Annotated in this window: 13 protein-coding genes; 6 read left to right on the top strand and 7 right to left on the bottom strand. The window is 62.8% G+C overall.

Annotated elements, in window-relative coordinates; genetic code table 11:
- Positions 1–118: 118 nt before the first annotated feature.
- Both dnaJ and dnaK read right to left on the bottom strand, forming a co-directional pair.
- Positions 119–1252, bottom strand: a complete 1134-nt coding sequence (dnaJ, locus tag ACOVQ0_RS11805) for a molecular chaperone DnaJ (protein WP_421884672.1) — start codon at positions 1250–1252, stop codon at positions 119–121.
- A gap of 70 nt (positions 1253–1322) precedes the next feature.
- A complete protein-coding gene (gene dnaK, locus ACOVQ0_RS11810; RefSeq protein ID WP_421884675.1) occupies positions 1323–3230 on the bottom strand; it encodes a molecular chaperone DnaK in 1908 nt (635 codons plus the stop codon).
- Between the two features lie 167 nt (positions 3231–3397).
- On the opposite strand from dnaK, the gene ACOVQ0_RS11815 reads away from it, so the two are divergent.
- Positions 3398–3937 carry a copper chaperone PCu(A)C gene (locus ACOVQ0_RS11815; RefSeq protein ID WP_421884677.1) on the top strand — a complete coding sequence of 180 codons (540 nt, stop codon included), beginning with the start codon at positions 3398–3400 and terminating at the stop codon, positions 3935–3937.
- Positions 3934–4428 (top strand): vgr related protein, encoded by a 495-nt coding sequence (locus ACOVQ0_RS11820; protein ID WP_421884678.1) that lies wholly within the window; start codon positions 3934–3936, stop codon positions 4426–4428. Before ACOVQ0_RS11815 ends, ACOVQ0_RS11820 begins: the two co-directional genes overlap by 4 nt.
- Here the strand turns inward: ACOVQ0_RS11820 and ACOVQ0_RS11825 are convergent, their stop codons facing one another.
- The 3 genes from ACOVQ0_RS11825 to hrcA form a co-directional block, all read right to left on the bottom strand.
- Positions 4429–4689: a YMGG-like glycine zipper-containing protein gene (locus tag ACOVQ0_RS11825; RefSeq protein ID WP_421884680.1), complete on the bottom strand. Its 261-nt coding sequence runs from the start codon at positions 4687–4689 to the stop codon at positions 4429–4431.
- A gap of 217 nt (positions 4690–4906) precedes the next feature.
- The gene (gene grpE / locus ACOVQ0_RS11830) at positions 4907–5467 is read right to left on the bottom strand and encodes a nucleotide exchange factor GrpE (protein WP_421884682.1); all 561 of its coding nucleotides are present in this window, start codon (positions 5465–5467) and stop codon (positions 4907–4909) included.
- Positions 5464–6528, bottom strand: a complete 1065-nt coding sequence (gene hrcA / locus ACOVQ0_RS11835) for a heat-inducible transcriptional repressor HrcA (RefSeq protein WP_421884684.1) — start codon at positions 6526–6528, stop codon at positions 5464–5466. Before hrcA ends, grpE begins: the two co-directional genes overlap by 4 nt.
- A gap of 78 nt (positions 6529–6606) precedes the next feature.
- Here hrcA and rph point away from each other — a divergent pair, with 78 nt between their 5' ends.
- The 4 genes from rph to ACOVQ0_RS11855 all read left to right on the top strand — a co-directional run bounded on the left by rph (position 6607) and on the right by ACOVQ0_RS11855 (position 10092).
- On the top strand, positions 6607–7323 hold the full coding sequence (gene rph, locus ACOVQ0_RS11840) for a ribonuclease PH (protein ID WP_421884686.1): 717 nt from the start codon (positions 6607–6609) through the stop codon (positions 7321–7323).
- Between the two features lie 91 nt (positions 7324–7414).
- Complete coding sequence (rdgB, locus tag ACOVQ0_RS11845; protein ID WP_421884688.1) at positions 7415–8041, top strand: RdgB/HAM1 family non-canonical purine NTP pyrophosphatase; 627 nt, start codon at positions 7415–7417, stop codon at positions 8039–8041.
- A gap of 9 nt (positions 8042–8050) precedes the next feature.
- Positions 8051–9202: a radical SAM family heme chaperone HemW gene (hemW, locus tag ACOVQ0_RS11850; RefSeq protein WP_421884690.1), complete on the top strand. Its 1152-nt coding sequence runs from the start codon at positions 8051–8053 to the stop codon at positions 9200–9202.
- Positions 9199–10092: a tyrosine recombinase XerC gene (locus ACOVQ0_RS11855; RefSeq protein ID WP_421884692.1), complete on the top strand. Its 894-nt coding sequence runs from the start codon at positions 9199–9201 to the stop codon at positions 10090–10092. The genes hemW and ACOVQ0_RS11855 overlap by 4 nt, the downstream gene beginning before the upstream one ends.
- Before the next feature lie 2 nt (positions 10093–10094).
- On the opposite strand, the gene ACOVQ0_RS11860 is transcribed toward ACOVQ0_RS11855, so the two are convergent.
- Both ACOVQ0_RS11860 and ACOVQ0_RS11865 read right to left on the bottom strand, forming a co-directional pair.
- Positions 10095–11420, bottom strand: a complete 1326-nt coding sequence (locus ACOVQ0_RS11860) for a sensor histidine kinase (RefSeq protein WP_421884729.1) — start codon at positions 11418–11420, stop codon at positions 10095–10097.
- A 96-nt stretch (positions 11421–11516) separates the two neighbouring features.
- Entirely contained in the window at positions 11517–12194 is a 678-nt protein-coding gene (locus tag ACOVQ0_RS11865) for a response regulator transcription factor (protein WP_421884694.1), read from the bottom strand.
- Positions 12195–12338 lie beyond the last annotated feature (144 nt).

Below are 12338 nucleotides of genomic sequence, written 5' to 3' on the forward strand. Positions count from 1 at the left end.
AACACCCTTGCGCCCCCGCGAAGGCGGGGGCCTCAGTCGGTTTACGCTCGCATCCCCTAACAACACCAAGGCCCCCGCCTTCGCGGGGGCGCAAGAGCGTGGCTGAAAACGCGATGTGCTATTCCGTCAAATCCGTCCACGCATCCTTGATGCGTTCAAAGAAGCCCTTGGATTGCGGGCATTCTTCGCCCGTCTCAGTCGCCTGAAACTCCCGCAGGATTTCCTTCTGTCGCGCTGAAAGCTTGGTCGGCGTCTCTACATGGATTTCCACCAACAGATCGCCAATACCGCGCCCTTGCAGCACCGGCATACCTGCACCGCGCTTGCGCAACTGCTTGCCAGACTGGATGCCGGAAGGAATTTCGATGGTGTGAACCTTGCCGTCCATGCCAGGGATCTCGATCTCCCCGCCCAGCGCCGCAGTGGTGAAGCTGATCGGGCAGCGCGTAAGCAGTGTGGTACCTTCGCGCTCGAAAACCTTGTGCCTCTGGATATGCAGGAAAAGGTAAAGGTCGCCCGGAGGCGCGCCAAACGGTCCCGCTTCGCCCTTGCCCGCAAGGCGGATGCGCGTGCCATTATCCACGCCCGCAGGAATGTTTACCTGCAACCGCTGTTCGGCATCGACACGGCCTTCGCCTCGGCAGGACTTGCACGGACTTTCGATCACTTCGCCCCGACCGTGGCAGTTCGGGCAAGCCCGCTCCACCATGAAGAAGCCCTGCTGCGCCCGCACCTTGCCGTGCCCGCCGCACAAATTGCAGCGCCGCGCCGAAGTGCCCGGCGTTGCCCCCGAACCGCCGCAAGGATCGCACTTCTGCGAAACCTCTACCGCAATTTCGGTTTTCTTGCCGTGGAAGGCATCCTCAAGGCTGATTTCCATGTCATAGCGCAAATCCGCGCCACGCCGGGCCTGCTGGCGTCCGCCGCCACCAAAAGCTCCGCCGAAAATCGTCTCGAAGATATCGCCGATATCGCCAAAATCGCCGCCGCCGCCAAAGCCGCCGCCTTGTCCGCCCCCGCCCTGCTGGAAAGCGGCATGGCCATATCGGTCATAGGCCGCACGCTTCTGCGGGTCTGAAAGGCAGGCGTAAGCTTCGTTGATCTGCTTGAACTTCGCTTCACTGTCCGAACACCCCGGATTCTTGTCCGGGTGGAACTTCATGGCGAGTTTTCGGTATGCAGACTTAAGGACTTTATCGTCCGCCGTCCGCTCCACTTCGAGCAGTTCGTAGAAATCGATCTCGACCGACATTGCGTTTCCCTAACGCGAAGACCCGCCGCCAGCGCATTCACGCAAGCGGCGGGCCGGTTTCATCGCAACATCACTTGTTTTCGTCGACTTCCGAAAACTCGGCGTCGACCACGTCATCATCAGCCTTCGGTGCCTCAGCGCCCGGAGAGGCAGCAGCAGCCTGCTCCTTCTCATAGATCGCCTGGCCCATCTTCATGGCCTTGTCGGTCAGCGCCTGCGTCTTCGCGGTCATTTCGTCCGCGTTGCCGCTTTCGACAGCCGTCTTGGCTTCAGCGATGGCAGCTTCGATCTCGGCCTTCAGCGAGGCGTCGATCTTGTCGCCGTTTTCTTCAAGCTGGCGCTCGGTCGCGTGGATCAGGCTTTCGGCGTTGTTCTTCGCCTCGGCCTCGGCACGGCGCTTCTTGTCTTCATCGGCAAACTTCTCGGCATCGCGGACCATCTGATCGATGTCCGCGTCGGAAAGACCACCAGATGCCTGAATGCGGATCTGCTGTTCCTTGCCGGTGCCCTTGTCCTTGGCCGAGACGTTGACGATACCGTTGGCGTCGATATCGAACGTCACCTCGATCTGCGGAACGCCACGGCGTGCAGGCGGAATGCCGAGCAGGTCGAACTGACCCAGCATCTTGTTGTCCTGCGCCATTTCACGCTCGCCCTGGAACACCCGGATCGTCACCGCCTGCTGATTGTCTTCGGCAGTCGAATAGACCTGGCTCTTCTTGGTCGGGATCGTGGTGTTGCGGTCGATCATCTTGGTCATGATGCCGCCCAGCGTTTCGATGCCCAGCGAAAGCGGGGTCACGTCGAGCAGCAACACGTCCTTCACGTCGCCCTGAAGCACGCCAGCCTGAATGGCAGCGCCCATCGCCACGACTTCATCGGGGTTCACGCCAGTGTGCGGTTCCTTGCCGAAGAAGTCCTTCACCACTTCGCGGACCTTGGGCATACGGGTCATCCCGCCGACCAGCACCACTTCGTCGATGTCCTTGGCAGACACACCAGCATCGGCCAGCGCCTTCTTGCAAGGATCGAGCGTGCGCTGGATCAGGCCGGCAACCAGCTTTTCCAGATCGGCGCGCGTGATGGTTTCAACCAGATGCAACGGCGTGGTGCTGCCACCTTCCATGCGCGCCGTGATGAACGGCAGGTTGATTTCGGTGGTCTGGGCCGAAGACAGTTCGATCTTCGCCTTTTCCGCCGCTTCCTTCAGGCGCTGCAGGGCCAGCTTGTCGCCGCGCAGGTCCATGTTTTCCTTGGCTTTGAACTTGTCGGCCAGGTACTCGACCACAACCGTGTCAAAGTCTTCGCCGCCCAGGAACGTGTCGCCGTTGGTGGACTTCACCTCGAACACACCATCGCCGATTTCCAGCACGGAAATGTCGAACGTGCCGCCACCAAGGTCATAGACCGCGATGGTCTTGCCGTCGTTCTTGTCAAGGCCATAGGCCAGCGCAGCCGCAGTCGGCTCGTTGATGATGCGCAGCACTTCAAGGCCCGCGATCTGCCCGGCGTCCTTCGTCGCCTGGCGCTGCGCGTCGTTGAAGTATGCCGGAACGGTGATCACTGCCTGCGTCACGGTTTCGCCAAGATAGGCCTCGGCGGTTTCCTTCATCTTCTGGAGCGTGAAGGCGCTGATCTGCGAAGGGCTGTAGTCCTGCCCACCCGCCTTGACCCAGGCATCGCCATTCTTGCCCTTGGTGATGGTATAGGGGACGAGTTCCGTGTCCTTCTGGGTCAGCGGATCGTCAAAGCGGCGGCCGATCAGGCGCTTGACCGCAAAAATCGTGTTGTCCGGGTTGGTGACAGCCTGGCGCTTGGCCGGCTGGCCGATCAGACGCTCGCCATCCTTGGTGAAGGCGACGATCGACGGCGTGGTGCGCGCACCTTCCGAGTTTTCAATAACCTTGGGCGTGCCCCCGTCCATCACAGCAACGCAGCTGTTGGTCGTGCCAAGGTCGATGCCGATAACTTTAGCCATGAGTTCCCCAGTTCCTTCCATTCAAGACACCGCGTGGGAAGCGATCCCCCTGCCGGGCAGACCGCCGAGTGCGGCTCGATTGAGCGCGATATAGGTAGGGTTGCGCTTGGCACAAGGCCCCCATCCGCTTACGTGATGCAGCAAGTTTACCTCAGGAGTCGCTTTCCATGCGCAAGCTCGTTCTCGCCGGACTTTCCGTGCTCGCCCTTTCGCTTTCCGCCTGTGGAAAGCAGGCGGAAGAGGCGGCTCCTACCCCCGCTGCCAGCATTGATTCCGCGCCCGAAAACGCACCGGGCGTCAATGTTACCGATGCGGTCATCCGCCTGCCCGCCGCCCCCGGCAGGCCCGGCGTTGCCTATTTCACCGTGTCGCAAGGCAGCGGTGCGCCGCGCAGCATCGCCGCAGCCTATGTCGAAGGTGTGGAACGTGCAGAAATGCATGAATCGACCACCGAAGGCAGCGTATCGAAAATGCAGCCGGTCAAGGCCGTGCCGATCGAATCCGGCAAGTCGGTCCAGTTCAAGGCTGGCGGCCTTCATGTGATGCTGTTCGACGTGGCCGATACGCTCAAGGCTGGCGGCACCACCGAATTGACCCTGACGCTCGACAATGGCGACAAGGTCAGCGCACCTGCAAAGATCGAAGCCATTGGCGGCGGCATGAGCGGCGAGATGGACCATTCCGGCCACGACATGAGCGAGATGTGATTTCCACCGGCGCTCCCTGCCCCATCGGTGGAGAGCGCCCCCTCACCGGCGGTGAACGCGCGCTGGTGACCGAAATCTTCGGCACCGAAGTAGACCTCGATCCCGTGCGTCTGCGCCGCCGCCGCTGGTTCCCTTTTCAGCCGACCGGCACCGTCATGGCGCCGATGGGCCACATTCACTTCGCGCCCGCCAGCCCGCATTGGTGTGAAGATTTCGCCTGTGCCAGCTTGAGCGCGCAAGGCCTGTTCATTCACGAGATGGTCCACGTCTGGCAGGCACAGACACGCGGAAAATGGTGGCTTCCCCTGATGCGCCACCCGTTCTGTCGCTACACATATCGATACCAGCCCGGCCGCCCATTTGACCGCTACGGCATCGAACAACAGGCCGAACTCGTCCGCCACCTTTTCATGGTCAGGCGGGGCAGCCCGTCACCGGGCGCCCCGCCTCTTGAAACGCTCGAAGCGCTGATAAAATTCGATAGGACCTGATCAGCAACGCACTTCGTATTCACGCCCACGATTGTCCACGCGATAGCAGCGATCATCACGCTTGCGGATTTGCGAACCACCCGCCGCGCCGACTGCACCGCCGATTGCTGCGCCAGTAGCAATATCGCCGCCGGTTGCAGCCCCGATACCTGCGCCAACCGCAGCGCCCAGCGCCGCACCTTCACCCGTATAGTTGCGGGCGCAGCCGCCCAAAGTGACCGCCGAACCCATGATAAGCGATGCGATAAGGATCTTGCGCATGAGGTGTCTCCGTTGTTCACGGAGATGACGTCCAGATTCAGAGCAAGTTCCTGAAACTGCGACGAACCGCTTATCGTATCGGCAATCTGCAAGCCGAAAACAACCCGAAAGCCAAAAACAACTGCGCCCCCGCGAAGGCGGGGGCTTCGGTGTTGTTACGGGACAGCAGTGTAAAACGACTGCGGCCCCCGCCTGCACGGGGGCACAGCGCAAGAGATCAATCCGGCTTCTTCGCCACCGCCACCATCGCTGGCCGCAGCAGGCGGTCCTTGATCATGTAGCCTGCCTGCAGTTCGGAAATGACCGTGCCCGGCTCCGCATCGGCAGAGGGCATTTCGATCATCGCCTGATGTTGATGCGGATCGAGCGGCAGGCCCATCGCCGCGATGCGCGTAATGCCGTGGCTGCCAAACACCTTCTCGATTTCGCGCCCGGTCGCTTCCAGCCCTGCAACGAGATTCTTGAATTTCTCATCCTCGCGCAGATCGGCGGGGATCGTTTCCAGCGCGCGGGCAAGATTGTCGGCCACCGAAAGGATATCGCGGGCAAAGCCGGTTGCGGCATAGGCGCGAGCGTCGGCAATGTCTTTTTCCATGCGGCGGCGCACGTTCTGCGTCTCAGCCTTGGCATAGAGCACGTCCTGCTTGGCCGTTTCCACCTGCTCGCGCAGCGCAGCAATTTCATCGTTCTCGGAAGGCTGGTCGATCATGTCTTCGGGCACCCCCTTCAGCTCCGCTTCGATTTCGGCGGCGGTGGGGCGCGTGTCGTTATCGCTCATTTTCTCGAAAACCCGTCTTGTCCGATGAATCTGCCCAAGGTCTGGGCGGTGTAGTCCACGATGGGGACTACGCGCGCATAATTCAACCGCGTTGGCCCGATAACCCCCACCACACCGACAACGCGCCCTTCGGCATCGCGCCAGGGCGAAGCGATTACGCTGGAACCGGTCAGCGAAAACAGTCGATTCTCGCTGCCAATGAAAATGCGCGTCGCCTGCGCCTCGCGCGCGGCATCCAGCACCCGCGCGATGGCCTCCGCGCTTTCCAGTTCGTCCAGCAACTGCCGCACGCGCTCGATATCGCCCAGTGCAGCCTCATCCAGCAGATTGGCCTGCCCGCGCACCACCATGATCGGGCGCGCGGCTGCATCCTGCGTCCACACCACCAGTCCACGCTGCACCAGATCCGCACTGGCGGCATCCAGCGCAGATCGCCCGCCCATGATTTCGGCGCGCACCACGCCTGCCGCCTCGCCCAGCGTGCGGCCATAAAGCCTGCTCGTCAGATAATTCGCCGCCTGCTCAAGCGCCCCCGGCCCGACGGGTTCGGGCAAGTCGATCACGCGGTTCTCAACCCCGCCATCCTCGCTCACCAGAACGGCAAGGGCGCGGACCGGCGAAAGCGGCACGAATGATATCTGCGTCAGTCGCGGCTCGCGCTTTGGCACCATTACCACCGCCGCGCCCGCCGACAGTTCAGACAGTGCCGAACTTGCCGCAGCCAGCGCATTCTCGATCGTCCCGCCGTGGGAAAGTCCGCGTTCGATCTGCGCTCGCTCCGCCGCAGAAGGCTCTGCCACCTGCATGATACCGTCAACGAACAGCCGCAGCCCCACATCGGTGGGCATCCGCCCCGCGCTGGTATGCGGCGCTGCCAGCAATCCGGCGTCCTGCAATTCCTGCAGAACCGACCGGATCGACGCAGGCGAAAGATTCACGCCCCCCGGCCCTGCCAGCGTTTTTGACCCCACCGGCTGCCCGTTGGCAATATAACCTTCTACCACGAGCCGGAAAATCTCCCGCGCGCGGTCCGTCAGGTCAGTAAGGTTTGGTCCTGTCATGTTCATCAATCTACGCACCGCTCTTGCAGGCTCAAGGGCAATGCGCCAGAGGCCATGCAAACTTCTAAGGGAAATTCCATGAGACCTTCTGGCCGTGCGCCCGATGAAATGCGCCCCATCGTTATCGAAACCGCCTTTACCAAGCACGCCGAAGGGTCTGTGCTGATCTGCTTTGGCGACACCAAGGTTCTGGTCACCGCCTCGATCGAAGAGCGCGTGCCCCCGTTCCTGCGCGGCAAGGGCGAAGGCTGGGTGACGGCGGAATACTCGATGCTCCCCCGCGCCACGCACACGCGCGGCAGCCGTGAAGCGGCCAAGGGCAAGCAATCGGGCCGCACGCAGGAAATCCAGCGTCTCATCGGTCGATCCTTGCGCGCTGTCACCGACTTGAAGAAGCTCGGCGAACGCCAGATCACCTTGGACTGCGACGTGATTCAGGCCGACGGCGGCACTCGCACCGCCTCGATCTCCGGCGCCTGGGTCGCCCTGCGCCTTGCCGTGCAGAAACTGCTCGACAGCGGCGCGATCAAGGAAGACCCGCTGACCGAAAAGGTCGCCGCGATTTCCTGCGGCATCGTCAATGGCCAGCCGGTGCTCGATCTTGATTACATCGAAGATTCCTCGGCTGACGCTGACGCGAACTTCGTGCTGATCGAAGGCGGCAAGATCGCCGAAGCGCAAGCCACCGCCGAAGGCGCAACCTACGACGAAGAAGGCCTCCTGCGCCTCCTCCGCCTCGCCCGCATCGGCTGCAACGAAATCTTCGCCGCACAGGAAAAAGCCGTTCGCGGCTGAGTTTGGTGGACCGCAAAATTTGAAGGAACTGCGCCCCCGCGAAGGCGGGGGCCTCCCTCGACCAAGCGCAACTTCCGAGGAAAGACCAAACATGCCCCGCCTCCGCACCGGCAAGCTGGTCATAGCCACGCACAACGCCGGAAAGCTCAAGGAAATTCAAGCCCTCCTCGCCCCGCACGGCATCGAATGCCTGTCGGCGGGCGCGCTTGGCTTGCCCGAGCCGGCCGAGACGGGCACAACCTTCATCGAAAACGCCCTGATCAAAGCCCAAGCCGCCGCACAAGCCTCGCAAATCCCGGCACTAGCCGACGATTCCGGCCTTTGTGTCGAGGCACTCGGCGGTGCCCCCGGCGTCTACACCGCCGACTGGGCCGAGGCTGATAAGTTCGAAGGCGGCCCCGGTCGCGACTGGTACATGGCGATGGGCAAAGTCGAAGGCAAACTGGCTGAACTCGGCCCCGAAACCCCGCGCGACTGCCACTTTGCCTGCGTGCTAGCTATCGCATGGCCCGATGGCACCCACGCCGTCTACGAAGGCCGCGCACCCGGCACTTTGACATGGCCTCCACGCGGCAAGCTCGGTTTCGGCTATGATCCGGTCTTCGTGCCCGTGGGCGATACCCGCACCTTCGCCGAACTCGATCCGTCAGAAAAGCACGCCATCAGCCACCGCGCCGATGCCTTTGCCAAACTGGTAGCGGACCAGTTTTCGGCTTAAGATCGAGGCATGGCGCTAGCCCTCTACATCCACTGGCCGTTCTGCCTCGCCAAGTGTCCTTACTGCGACTTCAACAGCCATGTGCGCGAGCGGACCGACATGGCGGCTTGGGAAGCGGCGCTGCTGGCCGACATGCGCCATGAAGCGCGTCTGACACCGGGGCGCCCGCTTACGTCCATCTTCTTCGGCGGTGGCACGCCCTCGCTGATGCCCCCCGCACTGGTGGCAACGTTGCTGCGCGAGGCGGAGGCGCTTTGGGGCTTTGCGCCGGGGATCGAGATTACGCTGGAGGCCAACCCAAGTTCGGTCGAGGCGGCGAATTTCATTGCGCTGGCCTCTGCCGGGATCAACCGCGTGTCGCTGGGGCTGCAGGCGCTCGACGATAACACGCTGAAATTCCTAGGCCGATTGCATGACGTCAATGAAAGCCTTGCCGCGCTGGAACTTGCGCAGAAAACGTTCTCTCGCGTCAGTTTCGATCTGATCTATGCCCGGCCAGAACAGACGCCGGAAGCATGGGAAGCTGAGTTGCGGCGGGCCTTGGGCTTCGGCACGGGGCACCTCTCGCTCTACCAGTTGACCATCGAACCGGGCACGCGATTTGCCACGCTGGTCCGCGAAGGCAAGCTGACGCCGCTGGATGATGATGCGGGCGCGGAACTTTTTGATTTAACACGACAAATCACCGCCGATGCTGGTCTGCCTGCCTACGAAACCAGCAATCACGCCCGCCCCGGCGAGGAAAGCCGCCATAATCTGACCTATTGGCGCTATCAGGATTACATCGGCATCGGGCCCGGCGCGCATGGGCGCAGGTTGGGCGCGGCGACGGTGCGGCACAAGAAGCCGGAGAATTTTCTCCGCGCTGTTTCCGAACAAAATCAAGGCATTGTTGAACAACGTGCGCTCCCGATCAGCGAACAGGCGACCGAGGCCTTGCTGATGGGTTTGCGGCTGACGGAGGGCATTTCCCCCCCTGCCCTGGCCGCACGTTTTGGCCTGTCCGTGGACGACATGATCGACGCCAATGCCTGCGAACGCCTCGCAACAATGGGGTTTCTGAAGTGCACCAAGATGCACCTAAGCGTCACAGAGAAGGGCGCACCGCTACTTGAAGCGCTCCTGGCCGACATCGTTTCGCACCAACTGATCAGCGCATGACGACGGCGGAAATCCTTGAAGCGTGGAACGCCCACCTCGCCCTTTCGCGCCGCCGCTCCCCCCACACCGTCCGCGCCTATGCCGCCACTGCCGCCCGCCTCCTCCGCGCGCTCGACCGTGATCTTGACTGGCCGGCCATAGCCCGGATCGACGCTGCAACCTTGCGCACGCACCTTGCCGAGCGGCGGGCCGAGGGGCTGGGCAACGTTTCGGCGGCGCGGGAATTGTCTGCGCTCAAAAGCTTCATCACCTTTGCGCGCGAACAGGCGGGCGAGGCCGACGCCAGCCGACCGCGCCTGCGCGGTCCGCGCATAAAGAAGGGCCTGCCCCGCCCTGTTACACCGGATGACGCTGTAAACCTTGCGGAAACCGTGGCTGATGATGCCAGCGTGCCGTGGATCGCCGCGCGCGACCGGGCGGTTCTGCTGCTACTCTACGGCGCCGGAATGCGCATTGCCGAGGCGCTGGCCCTCCCCGCCTCGTTGCTGCCTTTGGGCGAGAGCGTGGTCATCACCGGCAAGGGCGGGCGACAGCGCGTGGTGCCGCTGCTTCCCATCGTGCGCGAAGGCGTGGACGATTATGTGCGGCAGTGCCCGTGGCCGCTGGAGAAGGCCAAGCCCTTGTTTCGCGGCACAAAAGGCGGCCCGCTGGCGCAAGGCATGGTGCAACGCGCCGTAGCGCGAGCGCGCACCGTGCTGGGCCTGCCCGCCACCGCCACGCCGCACGCGCTGCGCCATTCCTTCGCCACGCACCTGCTAGGCGCTGGCGCGGATTTACGCAGTTTGCAGGAGTTGCTGGGGCACGCCAGCCTTTCATCCACGCAGATCTATACGCAGGTTGATGCAGCGACCTTGCTCGATGTTTACCGCAACGCCCACCCGCGCGCCTGACGCTACTTTGTGCTGCCAGGCCTTGGCAGTCGCAGGACGGAGAGCAGTCCGCCCAGATCCTCGCTCTCTTTCAATTCAACGCTGCCGCCGTAGATCTCGGCCACATCGCGCACGATGGCGAGGCCGAGGCCGGTGCCGGGTTTTCCGGTATCGAGCCTTGCGCCGCGATCGAAGATGCGGGTGCGGGCTTCTTCGGGGATGCCCATGCCATCGTCCTCGACCCAGATTTCGCAGAACTTTGCGTCTGCAGGCGCGGCATCGATGGTGATGAACACCGAACCGCCGCCGTATTTCGCCGCGTTTTCAATCAGGTTGCCGAGGATTTCATCCAGATCCTGCCGCTCTATCGAAACTTCGGCGCTGTGATTTCCATCCATGTCGAAACGCACCTGCGGATAGAGCCGCACGACGGCGCGCTCCACAGCCTGCGCGCTTTCCCATACCTGCGCGCGTGACAGGCCCACCGCGCGGCGGCCCACCGCGCGGGCGCGGGCGAGGTGGTGATCGACCTGACGGCGCATCACGGCGGCTTCGCGGATCACCGTGTCGGCCAGATCGTCCGCCTTGGCGGTGGCGGCGTTCATCACCACTGTGAGCGGGGTTTTCAGTGCGTGGGCAAGGTTTCCGGCGTGGGTGCGCGCTTCTTCGGCCTGACGTTCGGAATGTTCGAGCAGCGCGTTGAGCTCGGTCACCAGCGGCTGCACTTCGAGCGGCAGCGGATCGGTGACGCGGCTGGCCTCGCCTTCCCGCATTCGGGCAATCGCCTGCCGCACACGGCGCAAGGGGCCGAGGCCGTAGTATGTCTGCAAGCCCGCCATGCCGACAAGGCCAAGGCCGAGCGCCAGAAACGACCATATCAGGATCGAGCGGATGCGCCGGATCTGGGCGTCAATCTCGCCACGGCTGGCGGCGACCTGAAACTCCCACAAGGTATTGCTGCCGGGCAGGATCACCGAGCGTTTGATGATGCGCAGGCGTTCGCCATCGAACTGGTCGCTATCGTCGATAAAGGGTTCGACGTGGTTCTGATCGAGCGTGGTGCGCAGCGTGCGATCCCACAGCGAGCGCGAGGGGAAATCATCGTGCCCCTGCCCCGAAATCTGCCAGTAGAGGCCACTGTTGGGTTCAAGAAAGCGCTGGTCGCCCAAGGGGCGGTTAAAATAGATTTCGCCATCGGGATCGACCTCTGCCGAGGCGACCATCGCGGTGAGCATGTATTCGAGCTGTTCATCGAAATTGCGCGTAATCAGCCCGGTCAGCGTCTGGTCGAGCGCCAGCCCGCCGCCCAATAGCAGCACGGTGATCCAGCCCGCTGCGATAAGCAGCATTCGCCGCGCCAGCGAACCGGTGTGCGGCGCTGGCTGCGGCGGCTGGGCGGGTTCAGGCCTTTGCGTGGCCACGGGTGGTCCGATGAGCAGTGCCGATTAACCGCGACCGGGTTCGGCCGGATCGTCGAGGCTGTAGCCAAGGCCGCGTATCGTGGTGATCACATCGGGGCCGAGCTTCTTGCGGATGCGCGTGACGAACACTTCGATGGTGTTCGAATCGCGATCAAAATCCTGATCGTAGATATGTTCGATCAGTTCGGTGCGGCTGACGACCTTGCCCTTGTGGTGGAGCAGATAGGACAGGAGCTTGTATTCCTGCGCGGTCAGCTTCACCGGCTCGCCATTCAGCGTGACGCGGCCCGAACGGGTATCCAGCCGCACATCGCCCGCTGTCAGTTCGGACGAGGAATTGCCCGAAGCGCGGCGGATCAGCGCGCGCAGGCGAGCGATCAGTTCTTCGGTCTGGAAGGGCTTTGCCAGATAATCATCGGCCCCGGCATCGAGGCCCGCCACCTTGTCAGACCATGAATCGCGCGCGGTGAGCACGAGGACGGGGAACTTGCGCCCCTCCTTGCGCCACATGCCCAGCACGGTCAGGCCATCGATCTCCGGCAGGCCGAGGTCGAGCACGACCGCGTCATATTCCTCGGTGGAGCCCATGAAGTGCCCGTCCTCACCATCGACCGACAGATCGACGGCATAGCCGTTCTGCTCCAGCGTGTTCTTGAGCTGCTTGCCGAGCGTGGGTTCGTCCTCGACGATCAGAATGCGCATCACTTGCCCCTTGTTGCGCGCGTATGCGGCGCGGTCAGTTGGGATGGTAGATGGGGCGGGAAACCTGAACGGTCAAGGAACGGGGTGATGGGGGTGTTTGGGGGGCTAATACTCCAATAAGCGACAGACAGTAGCACTCGACCT

This window comes from Novosphingobium sp., from assembly GCF_049240505.1.
Classification (GTDB): Bacteria; Pseudomonadota; Alphaproteobacteria; order Sphingomonadales; family Sphingomonadaceae; genus Novosphingobium.

What these genes read in the sequence shown, in the direction of transcription:
- ACOVQ0_RS11825 (WP_421884680.1), bottom strand. Translation starts at nt 4,689, where the DNA reads ATGCGCAAGATCCTTATCGCATCGCTTATCATGGGTTCGGCGGTCACT.
- ACOVQ0_RS11865 (WP_421884694.1), bottom strand. Translation starts at nt 12,194, where the DNA reads ATGCGCATTCTGATCGTCGAGGACGAACCCACGCTCGGCAAGCAGCTC.
- grpE (WP_421884682.1), bottom strand. Translation starts at nt 5,467, where the DNA reads ATGAGCGATAACGACACGCGCCCCACCGCCGCCGAAATCGAAGCGGAG.
- ACOVQ0_RS11815 (WP_421884677.1), top strand. Translation starts at nt 3,398, where the DNA reads ATGCGCAAGCTCGTTCTCGCCGGACTTTCCGTGCTCGCCCTTTCGCTT.
- dnaK (WP_421884675.1), bottom strand. Translation starts at nt 3,230, where the DNA reads ATGGCTAAAGTTATCGGCATCGACCTTGGCACGACCAACAGCTGCGTT.
- rph (WP_421884686.1), top strand. Translation starts at nt 6,607, where the DNA reads ATGAGACCTTCTGGCCGTGCGCCCGATGAAATGCGCCCCATCGTTATC.
- hrcA (WP_421884684.1), bottom strand. Translation starts at nt 6,528, where the DNA reads ATGACAGGACCAAACCTTACTGACCTGACGGACCGCGCGCGGGAGATT.
- rdgB (WP_421884688.1), top strand. Translation starts at nt 7,415, where the DNA reads ATGCCCCGCCTCCGCACCGGCAAGCTGGTCATAGCCACGCACAACGCC.
- hemW (WP_421884690.1), top strand. Translation starts at nt 8,051, where the DNA reads ATGGCGCTAGCCCTCTACATCCACTGGCCGTTCTGCCTCGCCAAGTGT.
- dnaJ (WP_421884672.1), bottom strand. Translation starts at nt 1,252, where the DNA reads ATGTCGGTCGAGATCGATTTCTACGAACTGCTCGAAGTGGAGCGGACG.
- ACOVQ0_RS11860 (WP_421884729.1), bottom strand. Translation starts at nt 11,420, where the DNA reads ATGCTGCTTATCGCAGCGGGCTGGATCACCGTGCTGCTATTGGGCGGC.
- ACOVQ0_RS11855 (WP_421884692.1), top strand. Translation starts at nt 9,199, where the DNA reads ATGACGACGGCGGAAATCCTTGAAGCGTGGAACGCCCACCTCGCCCTT.